Origin of the sequence: Spiribacter roseus, from assembly GCF_002813635.1 — a bacterium.
GTDB classification, from domain to species: domain Bacteria; phylum Pseudomonadota; class Gammaproteobacteria; order Nitrococcales; family Nitrococcaceae; genus Spiribacter; species Spiribacter roseus.
Genome location: NZ_CP016382.1, coordinates 834,577 through 854,631, shown reverse-complemented (window position 1 = coordinate 854,631; position 20,055 = coordinate 834,577). Strand labels below are relative to the sequence as shown.

Here is a 20,055-nt window from a genome sequence, read left to right as displayed (position 1 = left end):
GATGCGCTGGATGGCGGCGGCGCTGGTGGTGTTGATCGTGGTGCTGCAGTCGCGGCTCTGGCTGGGTGAGGGCAGCGTCCCCGCCATGCAGCGACTGCAGGCCGCGGTCGCCGAGCAGCGCGGCGAAAACGCCCGCCTCGACGAGCGCAACCGGGCGCTGGCAGCGGATGTCGCCGACCTGCGCAGTGGACTGCGCAGTGTCGAGGAACGGGCGCGCCGTGACATGGGCATGATCGGCGCTGATGAACACTTCTATCGGGTGATCGGACCGCGGGATGGCTAAACGCCTCTGGGGGCTGATCGCGGCGGCCGGCAGTGGCCAGCGCCTGCGCGCCGGGACGCCCAAGCAGTACCACCATCTGGCCGGTCGACCGGTTCTGGCCTGGTCGCTCGATGCACTCTGTCAGGTACCTGATATTGCCGGCGTGATGATCGTGCGGGCCGCCGATGATGCGCTGTTCGATCAGGCCTCGCTGCGGCGCGATGACCGGGTACGCGACTGCCCGGGCGGCGCGGAGCGCCAGGACTCGATCCGTGCCGGACTGGCGGCGTTGCGGGACTGGGGCGCCGCGGAAGGCGACGGGGTTCTGGTCCACGACGCGGCCCGGCCGGCGGTCCCGGCGACCGATATCACCCGACTGATCGAGGCCGTCGCCGATGACCCGGATGGCGGGCTGCTGGCCGCGCCGGTGCGTGACACCCTGAAGCGCGCCGATGCGGCGGGTCGGGTGGCCGATACGCCGTCCCGGGAAGGACTCTGGCAGGCGATGACCCCGCAGTTGTTCCCGCTGGGGCGGCTGCAGACGGCGCTTGCCCGTGATACCCGGGTGACTGACGAATCCCAGGCCATGGAGGGGCTCGGTGCGCGCCCACGGCTGGTCGCGGGTGATCCGGGCAACATCAAGTACACCTATCCCGAAGACATCCACTGGCTGGCCAATGCCATTGAGCGCAACCGACGGAGGACGCCGGAATGATGCGGATCGGTCAGGGCATCGATGCCCATCGGCTGGTCGCCGACCGACGTCTAGTGCTGGGCGGCGTCGAGGTGGCCTATGAATACGGACTGGCCGCGCACTCGGACGGAGATGTGCTGCTGCATGCGTTATGCGACGCGCTGCTGGGCGCTGTCGGTCAGGGCGACATCGGCCAGCATTTCCCGGACACCGATGCGGCCTACGCGCAGATCGACAGCCGCGTGCTGCTGCGCCGTGTGGGTGCCCTCGTCGCGGGGCAGGGCGGCGTGATCGGCAACCTCGACGCCACCCTGATCGCCCAGCGGCCGCGCCTGGCGCCGCACCTGCCCGCCATGCGCACCCGCATTGCGGCAGACCTTGACCTGTCGGAGGGACAGATCAATCTGAAAGCGACAACGCTTGAGTGGATGGGGTTTACCGGGCGCGGTGAGGGGATCGCCGCCAGCGCCGTGGCGCTGGTTGACTGCCCGTGAGCGGGACAGGCGACTGGCCGCTCGCCTGGGGCACGCCGGTGGGCACGGCGCGTGTTGCGGTCAGCCCCGAGGATTTCCAAGTCGACGAGCGCCTGGGCTTTGCCCCGACCGGGGACGGCCCGCATCTGCTGGTGCGTATCCGCAAACGCGGACTGACCACCCAGCAGGCCGTCCAGCAGCTGGCCGGGCACTGGCAGGTGGAGCGCCGGGCCATGGGCTATGCCGGGCGCAAGGACCGTCAGGCGGTCACGACGCAATGGTTATCCGTGCCCTGGCCGGTCAATGCGCCACTCGCCCCGCTGGGTCGCGTGGTTGATCAGGACGGGCAGGCGCTGGATGTGATCGATGTCCAGCGCCACCGGCGCAAGCTGCCGGTGGGGGCGCTGACGGGCAACCGCTTCACCCTTACGCTGCGTGATGTCGATGCCGCGCCCCGGGATATCGCCGCGCGGCTCGTGACCATTGCCCGCCACGGGGTGCCCAATTATTTTGGTGGCCAGCGTTTTGGCCGTCATGGACAGAATCTGGACCGGGCCCTTAATTGGCTCGCGGGCGGCGAGCGCCCGCGCTCGCGCAATGACCGCAGCATGCTGATCTCGGCGGCACGCTCGGCCATGTTCAATGCGGTGCTGGCGCGGCGCATTGACGCCGGTGACTGGTCCCAGCCGCGCCCCGGCGATCTGCTGGTGCTCGATGGACGTGGCAGCCTCTTTGCTGCCGAGGCGGCCGAAACGGCCTTCAACCGCCGCCGCGCGGCCGGCCTGCGGATCCACCCCACGGGGCCTCTGCCCGGCGCCACCAATCGGCGCCAGCCGCAGACGGCGGCATTGATCGAGCGCGAGTCGGCGGTATTGCAGGACTGGGCGGCGGTCATTCAGGCGCTGGCGGACCAGCGTGTCACCGCCGATCGACGGGCGCTGCGTCTGAGCGTCGCTGCGCTCGCTGGCTGGCGGATGGCGCCGGGGACCTGGCGCCTGCGCTTTGAGCTGACCCGGGGCGCCTACGCCACGATGGTGATCCGCGAGCTGGTCGAGGCGGTCAATGACTGATCAGCGTCGCAGCAGCACATACAGCGCCCCCGTGCCGCCGTCCACCGGCCGCGCGGAACAGAAGGCGAGGATGTCGTCGCGCTGGCGCAGCCAGCGGTCCACCTGTCCCTTGAGGACCGGTCCGGCGTTTGACGAGCGCCGGCCCTTGCCGTGGATCACCCGCACGCAGCCCATGTGTCGGCGGTGGCATTCGTTGAGGAAGTCGGTCAGCAGGCGGCGCGCCGAGTCGACCGTGTGGCCGTGCAGGTCGAGCTCGGCCATTACACTGAAATCGCCCCGACGTAGCCGGCGCAGGGTTTTGCGATGGAGGCCGGCACGCGACCAGGCAAGGGCCTCGCCCAGTTCCGCGCCCAGCTCGGCGCCGTCCTGTTCGCCTTCGGCGAGCTCCCGCAGCACCGCCCGGTCGTCGGCACGACGCTGGCCGGGGATCGGTGGCGGACGGCGGCGCCGCAGATCGGGCGTGTCCGGGTGCTCAAGCGGACTGACATCCTCCATGGCCGCCCGGAAAAGGGCGGTCTCCCGGTCCTGATCTTCCATGGCTGTCTCCCGCAGCGTCTCGGGATCGGTATAGTACACGGGCAAAAGCGCAAGGAGAAAAGGGCCTTCCATGAGAATTCTCGTCAGCAACGACGACGGCTATGAATCCACGGGCATCGGCGAACTCGCCGCCACGCTCGCCGAGCAGGCCAGCGTCACGGTGGTGGCACCGGTGCGCGACCGCAGTGGCGCGAGCAACTCGCTGACACTGGACCGCCCGCTACGCGTTGATGAAATCCGCAGCGGTGTCTTCCGGGTGGATGGCACCCCCACGGATTGCGTGCACCTGGCCACCACGGGCCTGCTTGAAGCGCTGCCGGACATGGTGGTCTCGGGGATCAATGCCGGTGGCAACCTGGGCGATGATGTGCTCTACAGCGGGACGGTAGCCGCCGCCATGGAGGGCCGGACGCTGGGTCTGCCGGCGATCGCGATTTCCCTGGTGGGCGATGCGCCCACGCATTACGCCACGGCGGCGGCCATGGCGCGGCAATTGATCAACCGGCTGCACCATGATCCGTTGCCGGCCGACACCATCCTCAACGTCAATGTCCCGGATCGGCCCTGGGCCGAGGTCACCGGCATCGAGGCGACCCGGCTCGGCAGTCGTCATCGCGCCGAAGCGGCGATCCGCGATCATGACCCCAAGGGACGGCCCATCTACTGGATCGGGCCGCCCGGGGCACGCCAGGATGCGGGCCCCGGAAGCGATTTTGACGCCATTGAGCGTGGGGCGATCTCCATTACGCCCATGCAGGTTGATCTGACCCGTTATGCAGCACTCGACTCAGTGGCCGGCTGGATCGAGGGACTGCGCTGATGGACGATCACCGCCGTCAGGGCATCGGCATGACATCGCGGCGTACCCGTGAGCGGCTGGCCGGCCGGCTGGGCGACGCCGGGATCCGTGATGCCCGGGTGCTCAACGTGATGCGCCAGATCCCCCGGCACCTGTTTGTTGACGAGGCACTGGCATCGCGGGCCTACGAGGACACCGCGCTGCCGATCGGTCACGGGCAGACGATTTCGCAGCCGTTCGTGGTGGCCCGCATGACCGAGATCCTCATCCGGGACCGGATCCCCTCGCGGGTGCTTGAGGTGGGGACGGGTTCGGGCTATCAGGCCGCGGTGCTCGCGGCGCTGGTCGATGAGGTCTGCACCATTGAGCGCATTCGTGCCCTCTACGAGCGCAGCCGTGCGCTGTTCCGCCAGCTCGGCATCGGCAATATCCGGCAGCGCCTTGGCGACGGTTTCGAGGGCTGGCCATCGGCCGCGCCGTTTGATGCCATCATACTGACCGCGGCCCCTGAGACGGTGCCGCCCGCGCTGTTCGAGCAGCTCGCCGACGATGGCCAGTTGATGGCACCGGTGGGTGGCGGAGGCACCCAGGAACTGCGGGTCTGGCACCGACGGGCGGGCGCGTTCGACGAGCAGACCGTGGAAGCCGTCAGCTTTGTCCCCATGCGCGGCGGCATCGAGGGATGAAGGTCTTTACCGCGCTCTACGATCGGGTCCTGCGCTGGGCCGGGCATCCCCGGGCGCCGTGGATGCTGGCGGGGTTGAGTTTTGCCGAGTCCTCATTCTTCCCCGTGCCGCCCGATGTCATGCTCGCGCCCATGTGCATGGCCCGGCCGCGGCGGGCCATGCGACTGGCAACGCTCACCACCCTGGCCTCGGTGGCGGGCGGTGTGCTCGGGTATCTGATCGGTCTTCTGGGCCTCGAGCTGGTCCTGCCCCTGATTGAGGAGGCCGGCTATGCACCGGCCTACGAGACGGCGCGTGGCTGGTTCGTGGACTGGGGCTTCTGGGTGGTGCTGGTGGCCGGTTTTTCGCCGATCCCCTATAAGATCTTCACCATCGCGGCCGGCGCCATGGCCATTGCCTGGCTGCCCTTCCTGCTGGCGTCGCTACTGGGCCGGGGGGCGCGGTTCTATCTGGTGGCCGCGGTGCTGGGGTGGGGCGGCCCGCGCATGGAACCGTGGCTGCGTCGTTATATGGAGCGGATCGGGTGGTTCAGTGTGATCGTGCTGCTCGCCCTGGTCGTGTACCTGTCGCGGTAGGGCGGCCTCTGGCGGCATGCGCGGCGGCACTGCTCGTGCTGGGCGGCTGTTCCGAGTTTGACTATCCCGCCGACCGGGCCGTGCGCGAGTCGGCCATCCCCACTGGAAGGGCTGCCCCCACCGGGACGGCCGACGCCTATACCGTGCGCGAGGGCGATACGCTCTATCAGATCGCCTTTGGCGCCGGGCTCGACTTTCGTGACATCGCGCAGTGGAACGACATTGAGCCCCCTTATGTGATCTATCCCGGTCAATCCCTGCAGCTGCGTCCGCCGCAGGGTCGGCAGTCTCAGACCGCGGCGACGCCGGCGCCGGTGCAGCGCCCGGACCCGTCGACCTGGCAATGGCCACTGGAGGGCGAGATCGTGCGCGACTACAACCCCGGGTCACCCGGCAAGCGGGGCATCGGGATCGCGGCCGATCCGGGCAGCCCGGTGCTTGCCGCCGCCGCCGGCGAGGTGGTCTACAGTGGTGATGGACTGCCCGGCTACGGCAATCTGGTGATCATCCAACACAATGCGCGCTACCTGACCGCCTATGGCTACAATCGCGCCCTGCTGGTGGACGAGGGCGCCACGGTCGCCCAGGGGGAGACGATCGCCCGGGTGGGCGCCAGTGACGCGCGGCCCGGCGAATTGCATTTCGAGCTCAGGCAGCGGGGCGAGCCCGTGGATCCGGGTGACTATCTGCCCTGATCGATGATCAGCGCGGCCACCACCCGCCGGCCCTCGGACATAAGGACGTTGTAAGTCCGGCAGGCCGAGGCGGTATCCATGACCTCCAGCCCCACGCCGGTCTCCATCACGCTCAGCATGAGCTCACGGCTGGGGAAGGTCTGGTGGACGCCGGTGCCCAGCAGGACCACTTCGGGGTCGAGTTCATGGACGGCGGCGAAGTCGCTCGTGCGGGCGGCCTCCACCGACGCCGGCCCCCACTCGGTGACCAGGGTATCGGGTGTCACCAGCAGGCTCCGGTTGTAGCGCACATCGTTGATGCGGATCTCGCCGTCGGCGTAGCCCTGGATGCGGTAGGTGCCCTCGGCACCGTCAAGACTCATCTTCATGGCGCAACAATAGCGACTGGGACGGGCCCCGGGCAACTGCCCCGATTTGACAGGTCCGGGAGGGAATTTTAGCGTTCAGGGTTTATCATTGTGCCTTTCGGGAAATGATCCCGAGTTCGATCAAACGACCGCCCCGAGGGGACCGCCTTGAACGAAGAATTCCAGCGCATCAAGCGCCTGCCGCCGTATGTGTTCAACATCGTCAATGAACTCAAGGCAGCAGCCCGCGCCCGTGGCGAGGACATTGTCGACTTTGGCATGGGCAACCCCGATCAGCCCACGCCGCGGCATATCGTCGACAAGCTGGCGGAGGCGGCCCAGCGGCCGGACACCCATCGCTATTCGGTCTCCCGTGGGATCCCCCGGCTGCGCCGGGCCATCACCCGCTGGTACGAGGATCGCTATAACGTATCGCTCGACCCCGAGAGCGAGGCCATCGTGACCATCGGCTCCAAGGAGGGGCTGGCGCATCTGGCGCTGGCCACCCTCGGGCCGGGCGACGCGGTGCTGGTCCCGAACCCGGCCTATCCGATCCATCCCTACGGCGTGGTGATCGCGGGCGCCGACATCCGTCATGTGCCGCTGGTTGAGGACGGTGACTTTTTCACCGAGCTTGAGAAGGCCATCAAGGACACCTGGCCGAAGCCGAAGATGCTGATCCTCAACTTTCCCGCCAACCCCACGGCGCAGTGCGTCGATCTGGCGTTCTTTGAACGGGTGGTGGAGATCTGCCGCGAGCACCGGATCTGGATCGTCCACGATCTGGCCTATGCCGACCTGGTCTACGACGGCTATCAGGCGCCATCGATCCTGCAGGTGCCGGGGGCCCGCGAGGTGGCGGTGGAGTCGTTTTCACTGTCGAAGAGCTACAACATGCCCGGCTGGCGGGTCGGATTCATGTGCGGCAGCGAGAAACTGATCGCCGCACTGGCGCGGATGAAGTCCTATCTCGACTACGGCATGTTCACGCCCATCCAGGTGGCCGCCATCCATGCGCTGGAAGGGCCGCAGGACTGCGTCACGGAAATCCGCGACACCTACCAGGGGCGTCGTGACGTGCTCTGCGATGGGCTGGAGGCCGCGGGCTGGCCCATCAAGCGCCCCCAGGCGACGATGTTCGCCTGGGCGCGCATCCCCGAGCCCTATCAGTCCATGGGCTCGCTGGAGTTCGCGAAAAAGCTGATCAGCGATGCCGGCGTGGCGGTTTCACCCGGGGTCGGGTTTGGTGAATACGGCGACACGCATGTGCGCTTCGGGCTGATCGAGAATCAACACAGAACACGCCAGGCGGTACGGGGCATCAAGCAGATGTTCCGACGCGATGGGCTTGGGCAGTAACAGGAAGGGAGAAACGAACTTGGATCCGGTAAAGGTCGGAGTACTCGGGCTGGGCACGGTGGGCGGCGGAACCGTCAACCTGCTGGAGCGCAATCGTGACGAGATCACGCGACGGGCGGGGCGCCCCGTGGATGTCGTCCGGGCCGCGGCGAGGCATCCCGATCGCCCGCGGACCTGCAGCACCGAGCATATCCAGCTCGACTATGATGCGCATGCCGTCGTCGACGATCCCGAAATCGAGATCATCGTCGAGCTGATCGGTGGCGAGACACTGTCCAAGTCGCTGATCCTCCGGGCCCTGGATAACGGCAAACATGTCGTCACCGCCAATAAGGCGCTGATCGCGCTGCATGGTAACGAGATCTTTGCCCGGGCCCGGGCCAATGGCGTGACGGTGGGTTTTGAGGCCGCCGTCGCGGGAGGGATTCCCATCATCAAGGCGGTCCGCGAGGGCCTGGTCGGCAACCGCATCGAGTGGCTCGCCGGGATCATCAACGGCACCGGCAACTTCATCCTCACCGAGATGTGCTACGCCGGCCGTGAATTCGGCGACGTCCTCGCCGAAGCCCAGCGCCTGGGGTATGCCGAGGCCGACCCCACGTTTGACGTCGACGGCATCGATGCCGCCCACAAGCTGACCATTCTGGCCTCGATCGCCTTTGGCATCCCGCTGCAGTTTGACAAGGTTTATACCGAGGGCATCGGCCAGGTCAGCACCGACGATGTCAACTACGCCGCCGAGCTGGGTTTTCGGATCAAGCACCTGGGCATCTGCCGCCGAGAGGGCGACGGCATCGCGCTGCGCGTGCACCCCACGCTGCTGCCCGAGCGCCAGCTGCTGGCCAATGTCGATGGGGTCATGAACGCGGTCATGGTCAATGCCGATCCGCTGGGGCCAACGCTCTACTACGGGGCCGGTGCCGGCGCCGAGCCGACGGCATCGGCGGTGGTGGCCGATCTGGTGGATGTGGTGCGAGAGTTCACGCTCGAGCCCGAAAACCGGGTGCCCTACCTCGCGTTCCAGGCCCACTCGCTGTCCGACGAGCCGGTGCTCGGCATGCAGTCGGTGGAAACGGCCTATTACCTGCGCGTTGAAGCCCAGGATCAGCCTGGCGTGCTGGCCGATCTGACCGGCATTCTCAGTAACGCCGGCATCAGCATCGAGGCGGTCATCCAGAAACAACCCGCCCCCGGGGCCGAGACAGTGCCGGTCATCCTGTTGACGCATCGGGTGCAGGAGTTCCGCATGGATGAAGCCTGCAGCCGTATTGAGGCGATGGAGGCCATTCACGGCAAGGTGACCCGCATTCGCGTGGAGGCGCTACTGTGATGCAAGGCAATCGCTATACCGGATTGATCGGTGCCTACGGGGATCGCCTGCCGCTGACACCGGGCGCCCGGCCGATCAGCCTGGGCGAGGGGAATACGCCGCTGATCCGGCTCGAAAACCTGCCGGTCGCGCGCGACCGCGATATCGAGCTCTACGTCAAGTATGAGGGGCTCAACCCCACGGCCTCGTTCAAGGACCGCGGCATGACCGTGGCGGTCACCCAGGCCGTGGCGGAGGGCAGTGAAGCGATCATCTGTGCCTCCACCGGCAATACCTCGGCGTCGGCGGCGGCCTATGCCGCGCGTGCCGGGATCAAGGCGTTCGTGCTCATTCCCGATGGCAAGATCGCCATGGGCAAGCTCGCCCAGGCCATCATGCACGGTGCCGAGGTGCTGCAGATCCGCGGCAATTTCGACGATGGCATGCGCATCGTCAAGGAAATGGCTGAACAGGCACCGGTGAGCCTGGTCAATTCGGTCAACCCCTACCGTCTGCAGGGGCAGAAGACCGCCGCGTTCGAGATCTGCGAGGCATTGGGTGCGGCCCCGGATTATCACTGTCTGCCGGTGGGCAACGCCGGCAACATCACTGCCTACTGGATGGGTTACAGCGAGATGGTGCTGAGCCCCGGGCAGGCAGGCACCCAGGCCTGCGGATTCTGTGGCGGCGACTGCCAGTTCCATCAGGGGGCCGGGGGCAAGCGCCCTGTCATGCTGGGCTATCAGGCGAGTGGCTCGGCGCCGTTTCTGCGCGGCGGACCGGTCAGCCACCCGGAGACCCTCGCCACGGCCATCCGCATCGGCGCGCCCCAGAGCTGGGATTATGCGCTCACCGCCTCACGCGAGTCGGGCGGCTGGTTTGACGAGTTCAGCGACGAGGCCATCCTTGATGCCCAGTGGCAGCTTGCCAGTCACGAGGGGATTTTCTGCGAGCCGGCCTCGGTGGTCTCGGTGGCGGGGGCGCTGCGCGACATCGACAACGGCCAGATCCCGGCCGGCAGTCGCGTGGTCTGTACCCTCACTGGCCACGGTCTGAAAGATCCGGATGTGGCCCAGCGCCATGCCGAGTCCGCCGTCAGCACGGTGGATGCCAGCGGGGCCGCCGTCCGCGAGGCCATCCTCGGTAAGATGGGTTAGGGCGTGTCAACGACGCCCAGGATCCGTTGTCTTGCGCCCGCCTTACTCGGCCTGGTGCCGGCGACGCTGGCCGACGCGACCGCCTCAGCGGGGCCGTTTCCCGCACTGGAGTATCTGCTGGGCAAGGCCCGGCGGCGTCGCGACGGGGCGGCGGACGGCGAAGCGCTGATTCGGGGGCTCGTCACGCCGTCGCCGGCGCCCGGGGCGTTGCTGGCCCGGGCGTTCGCGGCGCCGGCAGGGCGTCGGGGCTACCGGGCGGCGCCCGTTCATCTGCGCCCCGATCGAGATCGCCTGCTGCTCTTCGCCGGCGATGCGCTGCGCCTGAGCGATGACGAGTCGTCGTCGATCTGTACCGACTTCAACCGCCTGTTCGGCGCCGATGGACTGGCGCTCGAGAGTCGGGACGGTGAATGGCTGCTGACTGCCGAACAGCCCCCCGGGCCCGAGCTGCCGGCATTGCGGGCGGTCGCTGGGCAGTATCTTGATACCGTCATCCCCGACGACGCCGCCAGCCGACCGTGGCGGCAACTGCTCAACGAAGTGCAGATGTTCCTGTTCGATCATCCCGTCAACAGTGCCCGCGAGGCGCGGGGTGACCTGTCAGTCAATGGTCTGTGGTTCTGGGGCGGTGGCCCCGGCGATGCGGCCGCGGCAGATGCCGATGTGGACTGGATCGTCACGGATGATCCGTTCGCCCGCGCGGTGGGGACAGCGCTGGGCCTCCCCGTCAGCCCCTGCGATGCGGTCACGCGTGCGGAGCTCGCGGCCGCGGGGAATGTCGTCATTGTCTGGACCGATGCCGAGCGGGCGTTGCTGGGCGGCGATGTCGAGGGCTGGTTGGCGGCGTTGCAGCGTTTCGAGGCAGGCTGGGCGCCCTGCCTGCGGGATCTCGCCCTCAGCGACGGGCGCCGGGTCGCGCTTCGCACCGGGGGCAGCGGCGAATTTGGCCTCGATCCGGGGGCGCGGCGCCGGTTCTGGCGCCGTCTACGACCACTCGGTGAATGGGTGGCACGCGAGTGACGCGGCCGCCGGGCGGGCAGATCCGCCACCGTCAGCCGGCGCCGGGTGTCGGGGCGCTACCGGATGACTGGCCCGCGCTGCTGCGAAGGCTCTATGCGGCCCGCGGTGTCACCACCGCCGAAGCGCTGGATTACCGCCTTGCGGCTCTGCCACCCCCAGCCGGCCTCGCCGGCCTCGAGCCGGCGGCGCAGGCCCTCGCCGAGGCCGTCGTCAGCAACGCCCGGGTGCTGGTCGTGGGCGATTTTGACGCCGATGGCGCGACCAGCACTGCAGTGGCGGTCAGCGCGTTACGGGCCATGGGCGCGGGGTCAGTCGACTATCTGGTGCCCAACCGGTTCGACTTTGGCTATGGCCTGTCGCCGGCGCTGGTCGAGGTGGCCCAAGAGTACACTCCCGACCTGATACTGACGGTGGACAATGGCATCAGTGCCAATGACGGTGTCGAGGCCGCCAACGCCGCCGGCATCGAGGTGGTGGTCACGGATCATCACCTGCCCGGGTCCGCGCTGCCGCCCGCCCGGGCCATCGTCAACCCGCAGGTCGACTCGCCGGCGTTCGGCGCACCGCATCTGGCCGGCGTGGGGGTCTGTTTCTATGCGATGCTCGCCACGCGGGCGGCACTCCGCGAGCGGGACTGGTTTGGCGATAAACGCCCGGAGCCGGCGCTGGTGGATCAGCTCGACCGCGTGGCACTGGGGACCATTGCCGATGTGGTCCCCCTGGATCACGTCAATCGCCTGCTGGTGGATCAGGGCCTGCGGCGTATCCGCGGCGGTCGGGCCAACCCGGGCACGCTGGCGCTGTTGGAGGCCGCGGGCCGTGATCCGGCCATCACCACGGCCACCGATCTCGGGTTCGGCGCGGCACCGCGACTCAACGCCGCGGGCCGGCTGGACGACATGAGCATCGGCATCGAGACACTGCTGGCCGCGGATGCCGCCGCGGCGCAGCGTCACGCCGGCCGGCTCGAGCAGCTCAATCGCGAACGTCGGTCCCTCGAGCAGCAGATGCGGGACACCGCGGTCGCCGATATCGAAGCCGAGGCGGCCGCGGCGGAGGGCGACATGGCGCCGATCCTGTGCCTGTTCAACCCCGACTGGCACCAGGGCGTCGTCGGGATCGTGGCCTCGCGTCTGCTGGCCCGCTTTCGCCGACCGGTCATCGCCTTCGCCCCGGGAGACGCCGATACCCTGAAAGGCTCGGCGCGGTCGGTGCCCGGTCTGCACATGCGCGACCTGCTCGATGCCGTGAACACCCGCAGCGACGGCCAGCTGGTGGACCGGTTTGGTGGCCATGCGATGGCGGCCGGGCTCACGCTGGCGCGTCGTCACTTCGAGCCGTTCAAGACACTCCTGATCGAACAGGTGCGCCTGCGGTTGGGCGATGAGCCGGTGAGCGAAGTGATCTGGACCGACGGTGCGCTGCCGGCGGATGCCTATACCCTTGAAACCGCGGCAATGCTGCGCGATGCCGGCCCCTGGGGTGCCGAGTTCCCGGAGCCGCGGTTCAATGATGCCTTTCGGGTGCTCGATCAACGTGTGGTGGGAGACCATCACCTGAAACTGGCGCTGAGCCCCGAGATCGCGCCTTCAGTGCGCATTGACGCCATTGCCTTCAATGCCGCACCGGATGTTGCCGTCGCCCCCGGCGATCGCGTTGAGGCGGTGTTCCGGTTGGAGGTCAATCGCTTTCGCGGCGTTGATCGCCCCCAGCTGGTGGTGGATCACCTGATTGCGAGCTGACCGCGGTCAGTTACCGGCAATCCGTGCCCCCTCATCGGCCCGCAATTCGGCCAGATCGGCGATGATCTCGGCGCTTTCATCGAGCAGCACGTCCGGCACGGCCTCCGGGTCAAGCTCAGAGAGATCGTCCAGCGGCTCCTGGCCGTAGGCCTTGCGCTGGGTGTTGATCGCCGTGAGGCGCGTTTGGGCCTGTCGGTCCATGGCAGCCTGTCGCTCCGCCTCATTGAGCGAGACCCGGGTCTCCTCGCGGGCAGTGCGCATCCGCTGCGCCTCGTCCGAGACGGCCCGTAAGGCGGGCGCTTCGCGCAGGCGACGTTCATGGCGCCGCTGCAGTTCACCGAGCATCCCATTGAGTCGGTTCATGCGCCGGTAGTCGGCGGTCTGGATGGTGTCCCAGGGCAAGGCATTGTCGGCTGCGCGCTCGCTCATGGCATCGTTGCCATGCGGGTAGGGCATTTCGAGATCCGGCGTGACACCCTGCATCTGCGTGCTGTTGCCGTTGATGCGGTAGAACTTGGCGATCGTCAGCTTCAGCCGACCACTGCGGGTGTCCTCATTCCCGACACCGAACCGGTCGAGATTGATGAGGGTCTGCACCGTGCCCTTGCCGAAGGTCTGATCCCCCATGATCACGCCGCGGCCGTAGTCCTGCATGGCGGCGGCGAAAATCTCCGAAGCCGACGCACTGCGACCATCCACCAGCACGCCGAGTGGGCCGTCGTAAGCCGGCGCATCGCCCGTTTCATCGTCAAGCACCCGTCGTTCGCCATTGCGCCGATGCACCTGCACGACCGGACCGTCATCGATAAACAGCCCACTCAGGCGCACCGCCTCGTCCAGTGATCCCCCGGCGTTGCCGCGCAGATCGATGATCAGCCCGTCGATGCCCTCGAGCTGCTTGCTGTCGATGAGGTCGCGCACATCACGGGTCGTGCTGCGGTAGTCGTTATCCCCGGCGTTGGCCGCGGCGATGTCGGCATAGAAGGTCGGGATCTCGATAACGCCGATGCGGCGGGTGCCGGCGTCACGCTCAACGGTGCGCACCTCTGCCTGAGCCGCCTGTTCCTCGAGCTCAATGGTGCTCCGGGTCAGGGTGATCGTATCCTGTGTGCTGCCGGCGGCCTCTGATGGCGGAAGGATCTGCAGATGGACCCGCGAATCCTTCGGCCCCCGGATCATGTCCACGACTTCGCCGAGGCGCAGGCCGACCACATCCTCAATGTCGTCAGCGCTCTGACCCACACCGACGATGCGGTCGCCAGCGCTCAACTCACCACTACGAGCGGCCGGTCCGCCGGGGATGAGCTCGACGATCTCGACAAAGTCCCCTTCGCTGCCAAGCAGCGCCCCGATGCCCTCGAGGGAGAGGCGCATGTTGATGTCAAAATTCTCGGAGCGGCGGGGCGACATGTAGCTGCTGTGCGGGTCGTACTCGCCGGCCCAGGCGCTCATGAAGGTCTGGAAGACGTCCTCGGCTTCGTACTGGTCCAGAGTGCGTGCCACCCGTTCGTAGCGACCGCGCAGCGACTCTTTGATCGCGTCCATGTCACGGCCACTGAGTTTCTGTTTGAGCGCGTCGTGGGTCACGCGGCGTTTCCAGAGGCGGTCGAGGGCCTGTTCCGAGGCCGCCCAGTCTGCCTCGGAGCGATCGGTCTGGAAGGTGGCATCGCCCTCAAAGCCAAGCCCCTGATCGAGCAGCTGCAGTGCATAGTCGCTGCGCGCCTGGACACGTTCGCGGTAGCGCTCGAAGATCGCGTAGGCGGTTTCAAGCCGGCCGGTACTGACCTCGTCGTCGAGGCGGGTGCGGCGACCCGCAAAGGCGTCGATGTCCTCGCGGGTGAAGTAATAACGCTGTGGGTCGAGGGCATCGAAGTACGCCTCGTAGGCCGCCCGGGACAGGTCATCACCGCTGGCGCGGTCGTTATAGTGGTAACGGGAAAGCAGCTGATTGACGACCTGGGCGGATTCCTGCTGGATCGCGCCCGGCTCGATTGGCTCAGCCGCCAGTAGTCCGGCGGGGGCGGCGGACAGGATCAGTCCGGCGAACACGCCTGTCAGTCGATTGGCATATCTCAATGGTTCACCTTGATCGGGTCGATGGCGATTATTGTCTGACAGGTGAGCCTGCACGAAAATTCAACGATTTCTGGTAGCGTATCGACTCCGTGACAAAGGGGGAACCGATGTACGCCGATTTTCGCTGGCCCAACTGGGCCCAGACCGCCGAACTGCAGCTCGAAGTCCTCAGCCAGCGGCCGCCCGCCGGCGTCGCTGCGCGGAAAACGCCCATCGTGTTCGCCCATGGCGCGTTCATGGGCGCCTGGTCCTGGCAGGCGCATTTCCTCGATTATTTTGCCCGTCACGGCTTTCATGCGGTCGCTCCGAGCTTCCGTGGACACGGCGGGAGTGAGGGATTCGAGCGCCTCGACAGCGCTGGTATCAATGATTACGTCAATGACCTCAGTACGGTGATTGATGGACTGGACGGCCCGCCACCCATTCTGGTCGGCCATTCCATGGGGGCCCTGGTGGCACAGCGGTACATGGAGCGTGCGCCGGTCGCGGCGGCCGTGCTGATGGCACCGGTCCCGCCCCACGGCCTGATGCCCTCGACGCTGCGCATGCTGGTGAGCGATCCGATGCTGTATCTGCAGTTCGGCATGATGCAGTTCTTCGGCCCTGACAGCATGGACACCGAGGTAGCCCAGCGCGCCGTGTTCTCCAAATCCGCCGCAGAGCAGGACCTGAGCGGCTATGCCGAGCGGGTACAGCGCGAGTCCCAGCGCGCCCTGTGGGACATGAACGTCCACGCTAGCGGTCGGCCGACGCTGTGTCGGGCGGACTGTCCGATGCATGTCATCGCCGGCGGGGAGGATGCACTGTTCAATGAGTCTGAAACCCGCGCCGTGGCCCATGTCTGGGACGCCAGCTGGGAAACCGTCCCGGGCCTTGCCCACGCCCTGATGATCGAGCCGGGCTGGCAGCGGGCGGCGGATGCCGTCATCGGCTGGCTGGATCGTCAGGCGCTGGCTTAGGCGGTTACCAGCGGTACCGGTCCCACAGCTCCGGATTGGCCCAGTGGCGGGCATTGAGCCAGTCCGGCGTGACCTTGTAATCGGCCAGGCTGAACTCGTACCAGCGCCGCCGTTCGTCGCCCTCGCCGGTGGTGGCCCAGCGCCGGAACCCCAGACCGATCAGCTGCTGGCGGCCCATCAGCGTGGGTGACTGCCGTGGGCCGATGACGAGCACCTGCACGGCCTGCACGTCACGCAGTCGGCTGATCAGCTGAACGGCACTGGCCTCGTCGGTGAAGCCCGCCTCGGCATCGACCAGCGCCAGGTCGACCTGTGGCAGGTGATCCCGGCGCTCGTCCGCCCGGCGCGCGCTCAGGACAAGCATGTCGGTGCCGGTGGCGAGCGATGCCATTGCGTCATCGTCAGTGATCACCAGTGCGCCATTGGAGAAACCGCCGTCCAACGTTGAGCGGACCTGCTCGAGGGTGGCGTCGAGGGGAGCGTTCACTGCGCCTCCAGTTGGTCGTGGAGTTCGGCGAATGCCGTCGTCAGCTTATGGCGCGGCGCCAGATCCGTCAGTGGGCGCCGGGCCTGATGGGATTCGCGCACCTTGACCGAGGCGGGCAGGAAGGGCTCGACCACTGGATAACCCTGCGCGCGTAGCTCGTCCACCAGTTCCCTCGGCAGTCGGGCCCGCGCCTGAAACTGGTTGATGATGATCGCCTCGATCGTCAGCTCCGGATTGTGGTCCATCCTCAGCTCATCCACCGTTGCCGAGAGTTCATCCAGGGCCTGCCGGGCAAACGCATCGCAGTCGAATGGCACCAGGCACCGGTCGGCGGCGATCAGCGCCGAGCGTGTATAGAAATTGAGTGCCGGCGGGGTGTCGATGTAGATGCGGTCGTAATCCGCCAATGCCGCCAGCGACTCCCGCAGCTTGTAGATCTTGTAGCGGGACTCCAGCCGACCCTGCAGGGTCTCGAGGCTGGGATGGGCGGCCACCACAGCCAGATTCTTGTAGGGAGTAGGGTGGGAAACGCTCTCAATATCGCGGGGATAGATCCGAAAGCTCAACGTATCTTCGAAATAACCGGCAATGGTGTCGTCGGCGTCTGCGGGCTGTTCGCCCAGCAGATAGTGCGTGGCATTCGCCTGGGTATCGAGATCGATCACCAGTGTCCGCAACCCGCGGCGAGCGGCCATGGCGGCGAGATTGCAGGTAATGGTCGATTTCCCGACCCCGCCTTTCTGGTTGAAGATCACCCGACGCATGCAAGCACTCCTGCTATGATTGACGCTCCGTTGTGCCAGTCTAGGCACCTCCATCACCCGGGTCGAGGGCCATTATGTTCAGTGCCGTGAGACGTCTGCTTTTCATGCTACCCCCCGAACGGGCGCATGACCTGACTTTTGGCTCACTGGATCAGCTGTTTCGTCTGGGTGGCGGGCGACTGTTTCCGGCGCGTGTCGAGGCGCCGCAGTCGCTGATGGGGCTGGAATTCGCCAATGCCGTCGGACTGTCCGCCGGGTTGGACAAAAACGGCGATCATATCCGCAGCCTTGCGGGGCTCGGATTCGGCTTCATTGAGCTGGGCACGGTGACACCGGTGGCGCAGCCCGGCAATCCGGCGCCCCGGGTGTTCCGTCTCCCGGCTCACCAGGCACTGATCAACCGGCTGGGGTTCAATAACGAGGGATTGGCCGCGCTGATCCGCCACCTCGAGGATGCGGCCCCCGAGGTCGATGTGCCGATCGGGGTAAACATCGGCAAAAACCGGGACACGCCCCTCGAGCGCGCCACCGATGACTACCTGGCCTGTCTGGAAGCGGTGCATGGCCTCGCCGACTACGTCGTCGTCAACCTGTCGTCACCCAATACGCCCGGGCTGCGATCGCTTCAGGCCGGCGAAAACCTGACCGGACTGGTTCAGATATTGCGCGAGCGCGCCGATGCCCTGAACGCCACCACTGGGCGTCGGGTGCCTCTGGTGGTCAAGATTGCCCCGGATCTGGACGACGATGCCCTGCGCTGGCTGGTTGACGCGCTGCTCGCCGCGGGGGTTGATGGGCTGACCGCCACCAACACCACCGTTGACCACAGCGCCGTTGCCGGCGCCCGGCATGCGGCGGAAACCGGTGGTCTGAGTGGCAGCCCGCTGCGGCAGCGCGCCACCGAGGTCATCGCCACCGTGCGCGCGCATGCCGGCCCGGATCTGCCGATCATCGGAGTCGGAGGGATCATGTCCGGTGAGGATGCGGTGGAGAAGATCCAGGCGGGAGCCAATCTTGTCCAGGTCTACACGGGGCTGATCTATCAGGGCCCCGCACTGATCCGGAACGCCGCCCGAGCAATCCGCGACGCGGAGCCAGGTGCTTAGGGGCTTGCCCTCGGTCGCTCGCCAATGGACAATTCGAGCCGCTGGAGAGGTGGCAGAGTGGTCGATTGCGGCGGACTTGAAATCCGCTGAGTCCTAACGGGCTCCGGGGGTTCGAATCCCTCCCTCTCCGCCAGATACGTAAGCGGGCCCGAGAGGGCCCGTTTTCGTATCTGACTGGACCTGGGGTTCGAACCCCCGGAGCCAAGCAGACGGGGTTCGACCAATCGCTGCCGCTGGATCAGAAGCGGTATTCGAGTCCCGCCGATACGCTCGGGGTGTAGCGAAGGCTCTCGAACATGCTGCCCAGTCCGGTCTGATCGGAAAGATTCCGGGGCGTGTCGCCCTCCACCGTGTCGGTGCCACGGACACTTTCAAAGGCAAGCCCCATGTCCAGCGATAATCCGAAACGCTCGTCGTCGGTGAAGTTGCTGTCCCAGCCAACCCCCAGATAAGTCTGGATGTTTTCCCGCTCGATCGCGGAGAACTGCCAGCTATCCTTTGCCGGATCCTGGTCGCCGTAGCGAGCGCCGCCGCGCATGCGCAGGCCCTCGTCGCTGAATGACCAGTCCACCAGTGCCGAGAAGGCGAACTCGTCGCTGAGGGCACCGAACCCGGATGAGGCGGGGCGCTCTGATGGCGTGCCGGAGTGGGTCACGCCAAACTGGATATCGAGTCGCTCATTGAGATGCGCAGTCAGCTCCTGACCGGCCGATGGCGCCAACTGCCAGTCGACGGGTTGCGCATAGGCTGGAGCCGCCATGGCAATGCATAGTGCCAATGCTCCGAATCCCCGCATTGTCATGGACTTGCCCGTCATGTCTCCATTATCACTCAATCGTCGGGCAAAGCGAACCCCTGTAGGCCTTCTTCCTACGGTAGACTGCCACTGAATTAACTGAGGATGACCGCAATGAGGCGTGTGCGCTCAATCGTCAAGGCAGGCTGCATGCTGGGATGCCTGGTGCTTTCCCCGGCGGTCACCGGCTTGACCTTCCCGCTGCCACCGGCCGGTACCGACGTCGTTGGACAGGTCCAGCGCATCGAAGCCGAAGCCGGCGATACGCTGCTGTCGCTTGGGCGGGAACACGGCATCGGGTATGAGGAGATGCGCCGTGCCAACCCCTCGGTGGATGTCTGGCTGCCCGGTGAGGGCACCGAGGTGGTCATCCCCAGTCGCTATATTCTTCCCCGCGGTGAGCGCGACGGGGTGGTGGTGAATGTCGCCGAGATGCGTCTCTACTACTATCCTGATGCCGAAGAGGTGGAGCAGGCGGTGGTGGAAACCTATCCCATCAGTGTCGGGCGGATGGACTGGAGCACACCGCTCGGCGAATCCCGGATCACCGAGAAAACCGAAGACCCGTACTGGTTTCCGCCGCAGTCGATTCTCACCGAGCGCCGGGAGCAGGGACGTCCTCTGCCGGATGCCGTGCCGCCAGGCCCGGATAATCCGCTGGGTCGGCACAAGATGCGCCTCGACATCCCCGGTGGCGCGTATCTCATCCATGGCACCAATGAGCCGCGCGGCATCGGCATGCGTGTGACCCATGGCTGCATTCGGATGTTTCCCGAGGACGTGGAGTCGCTGTTCAATCGACTGCCGTCGGGTGCCTCGGTGCGCATCGTCAATCAACCGGTGAAAGCGGGCTGGGCGGCCGACGGGTTGCTCATCGAGGCCCATCCGGTCCTGCCGGCGGAGGCCGAAAACGCCTACGACCCCATGAAACCCCCGCCGATGGAAAAGGCCGTGGAGGCGATTGCCCCGGTGCTCGATCGGCGGGCCGACCGCGTTGACCATCAGCGGCTGGCGCGCGCCATTGAAACGGCCGACGGAATGCCGGCACGGATTTCGCGCCGTGACGAAGTGGCTGGCTTTAATCTGAAGCGGCCATAAAAAAACCCCGCATTAGCGGGGTTTGGTTCAGTCCGTTGCAAACG

22 protein-coding genes and 1 tRNA gene are annotated in these 20,055 nt (G+C 66.7%); 17 read left to right on the top strand and 6 right to left on the bottom strand.

Translation table 11 applies throughout. The annotated features are described in order from the left end of the window. The first annotated feature begins 1 nt into the window (after position 1). From BBH56_RS04255 to truD, 4 genes are read left to right on the top strand one after another with little or no spacing between them, the layout of a single operon-like run. Positions 2–283: a septum formation initiator family protein gene (locus BBH56_RS04255; protein WP_110882781.1), complete on the top strand. Its 282-nt coding sequence runs from the start codon at positions 2–4 to the stop codon at positions 281–283. Next, on the top strand, positions 276–977 hold the full coding sequence (ispD, locus tag BBH56_RS04250) for a 2-C-methyl-D-erythritol 4-phosphate cytidylyltransferase (protein WP_148122052.1): 702 nt from the start codon (positions 276–278) through the stop codon (positions 975–977). Before BBH56_RS04255 ends, ispD begins: the two co-directional genes overlap by 8 nt. Beyond that, positions 977–1,450, top strand: coding sequence for a 2-C-methyl-D-erythritol 2,4-cyclodiphosphate synthase (gene ispF / locus BBH56_RS04245; RefSeq protein ID WP_148122743.1), 474 nt, complete (start codon positions 977–979; stop codon positions 1,448–1,450). Before ispD ends, ispF begins: the two co-directional genes overlap by 1 nt. Next, on the top strand, positions 1,447–2,499 hold the full coding sequence (gene truD / locus BBH56_RS04240) for a tRNA pseudouridine(13) synthase TruD (RefSeq protein WP_148122051.1): 1,053 nt from the start codon (positions 1,447–1,449) through the stop codon (positions 2,497–2,499). Before ispF ends, truD begins: the two co-directional genes overlap by 4 nt. Here the strand turns inward: truD and BBH56_RS04235 are convergent, their stop codons facing one another. After that, positions 2,500–3,036, bottom strand: a complete 537-nt coding sequence (locus BBH56_RS04235; RefSeq protein ID WP_148122742.1) for a Smr/MutS family protein — start codon at positions 3,034–3,036, stop codon at positions 2,500–2,502. A gap of 70 nt (positions 3,037–3,106) precedes the next feature. Here BBH56_RS04235 and surE point away from each other — a divergent pair, with 70 nt between their 5' ends. From surE to BBH56_RS04215, 4 genes are read left to right on the top strand one after another with little or no spacing between them, the layout of a single operon-like run. After that, positions 3,107–3,856: a 5'/3'-nucleotidase SurE gene (surE, locus tag BBH56_RS04230; RefSeq protein WP_148122050.1), complete on the top strand. Its 750-nt coding sequence runs from the start codon at positions 3,107–3,109 to the stop codon at positions 3,854–3,856. After that, entirely contained in the window at positions 3,856–4,521 is a 666-nt protein-coding gene (locus BBH56_RS04225; RefSeq protein WP_148122049.1) for a protein-L-isoaspartate(D-aspartate) O-methyltransferase, read from the top strand. Before surE ends, BBH56_RS04225 begins: the two co-directional genes overlap by 1 nt. Then, on the top strand, positions 4,518–5,096 hold the full coding sequence (locus BBH56_RS04220; RefSeq protein WP_148122048.1) for a YqaA family protein: 579 nt from the start codon (positions 4,518–4,520) through the stop codon (positions 5,094–5,096). The genes BBH56_RS04225 and BBH56_RS04220 overlap by 4 nt, the downstream gene beginning before the upstream one ends. A 35-nt stretch (positions 5,097–5,131) precedes the next feature. Continuing rightward, positions 5,132–5,791, top strand: a complete 660-nt coding sequence (locus tag BBH56_RS04215) for a peptidoglycan DD-metalloendopeptidase family protein (RefSeq protein ID WP_198515261.1) — start codon at positions 5,132–5,134, stop codon at positions 5,789–5,791. Here BBH56_RS04215 and BBH56_RS04210 read toward each other — a convergent pair. Then, the gene (locus BBH56_RS04210; protein WP_110882793.1) at positions 5,779–6,159 is read right to left on the bottom strand and encodes an Mth938-like domain-containing protein; all 381 of its coding nucleotides are present in this window, start codon (positions 6,157–6,159) and stop codon (positions 5,779–5,781) included. The genes BBH56_RS04215 and BBH56_RS04210 overlap by 13 nt on opposite strands. Positions 6,160–6,306: 147 nt before the next feature. Here BBH56_RS04210 and alaC point away from each other — a divergent pair, with 147 nt between their 5' ends. From alaC to recJ, 5 genes are read left to right on the top strand one after another with little or no spacing between them, the layout of a single operon-like run. Continuing rightward, a complete protein-coding gene (gene alaC / locus BBH56_RS04205; protein ID WP_110882795.1) occupies positions 6,307–7,497 on the top strand; it encodes an alanine transaminase in 1,191 nt (396 codons plus the stop codon). A gap of 19 nt (positions 7,498–7,516) precedes the next feature. Next, a complete protein-coding gene (locus BBH56_RS04200) occupies positions 7,517–8,827 on the top strand; it encodes a homoserine dehydrogenase (protein WP_144348294.1) in 1,311 nt (436 codons plus the stop codon). Continuing rightward, entirely contained in the window at positions 8,827–9,963 is a 1,137-nt protein-coding gene (gene thrC / locus BBH56_RS04195; RefSeq protein WP_148122046.1) for a threonine synthase, read from the top strand. Before BBH56_RS04200 ends, thrC begins: the two co-directional genes overlap by 1 nt. A gap of 3 nt (positions 9,964–9,966) precedes the next feature. Then, positions 9,967–10,983, top strand: a complete 1,017-nt coding sequence (locus BBH56_RS04190; protein WP_157809088.1) for a hypothetical protein — start codon at positions 9,967–9,969, stop codon at positions 10,981–10,983. Further along, positions 10,980–12,725 (top strand): single-stranded-DNA-specific exonuclease RecJ, encoded by a 1,746-nt coding sequence (recJ, locus tag BBH56_RS04185; protein ID WP_318262609.1) that lies wholly within the window; start codon positions 10,980–10,982, stop codon positions 12,723–12,725. The genes BBH56_RS04190 and recJ overlap by 4 nt, the downstream gene beginning before the upstream one ends. Before the next feature lie 6 nt (positions 12,726–12,731). Here the strand turns inward: recJ and BBH56_RS04180 are convergent, their stop codons facing one another. Further along, positions 12,732–14,801: a carboxy terminal-processing peptidase gene (locus BBH56_RS04180; protein ID WP_148122043.1), complete on the bottom strand. Its 2,070-nt coding sequence runs from the start codon at positions 14,799–14,801 to the stop codon at positions 12,732–12,734. A 107-nt stretch (positions 14,802–14,908) separates the two neighbouring features. Here BBH56_RS04180 and BBH56_RS04175 point away from each other — a divergent pair, with 107 nt between their 5' ends. Then, a complete protein-coding gene (locus BBH56_RS04175; RefSeq protein ID WP_148122042.1) occupies positions 14,909–15,760 on the top strand; it encodes an alpha/beta hydrolase in 852 nt (283 codons plus the stop codon). A gap of 4 nt (positions 15,761–15,764) precedes the next feature. On the opposite strand, the gene BBH56_RS04170 is transcribed toward BBH56_RS04175, so the two are convergent. Together BBH56_RS04170 and BBH56_RS04165 are read right to left on the bottom strand one after the other, a co-directional pair. Then, positions 15,765–16,247, bottom strand: coding sequence for a DUF6231 family protein (locus BBH56_RS04170; RefSeq protein ID WP_148122041.1), 483 nt, complete (start codon positions 16,245–16,247; stop codon positions 15,765–15,767). Continuing rightward, positions 16,244–17,011: a ParA family protein gene (locus tag BBH56_RS04165; protein ID WP_148122040.1), complete on the bottom strand. Its 768-nt coding sequence runs from the start codon at positions 17,009–17,011 to the stop codon at positions 16,244–16,246. The genes BBH56_RS04170 and BBH56_RS04165 overlap by 4 nt, the downstream gene beginning before the upstream one ends. 86 nt (positions 17,012–17,097) lie before the next feature. Between BBH56_RS04165 and BBH56_RS04160 the strand changes: the two genes are divergently transcribed. Both BBH56_RS04160 and BBH56_RS04155 read left to right on the top strand, forming a co-directional pair. Next, complete coding sequence (locus BBH56_RS04160) at positions 17,098–18,117, top strand: quinone-dependent dihydroorotate dehydrogenase (RefSeq protein WP_404828060.1); 1,020 nt, start codon at positions 17,098–17,100, stop codon at positions 18,115–18,117. 43 nt (positions 18,118–18,160) lie between these two features. Continuing rightward, positions 18,161–18,250, top strand: a tRNA-Ser gene (locus BBH56_RS04155). Positions 18,251–18,355: 105 nt separating this feature from the next. Here the strand turns inward: BBH56_RS04155 and BBH56_RS04150 are convergent. Next, positions 18,356–18,895 carry a hypothetical protein gene (locus tag BBH56_RS04150; protein WP_157809087.1) on the bottom strand — a complete coding sequence of 180 codons (540 nt, stop codon included), beginning with the start codon at positions 18,893–18,895 and terminating at the stop codon, positions 18,356–18,358. A 132-nt stretch (positions 18,896–19,027) separates the two neighbouring features. On the opposite strand from BBH56_RS04150, the gene BBH56_RS04145 reads away from it, so the two are divergent. After that, positions 19,028–20,011 carry a L,D-transpeptidase family protein gene (locus tag BBH56_RS04145; RefSeq protein ID WP_318262608.1) on the top strand — a complete coding sequence of 328 codons (984 nt, stop codon included), beginning with the start codon at positions 19,028–19,030 and terminating at the stop codon, positions 20,009–20,011. Positions 20,012–20,055: the final 44 nt, after the last annotated feature.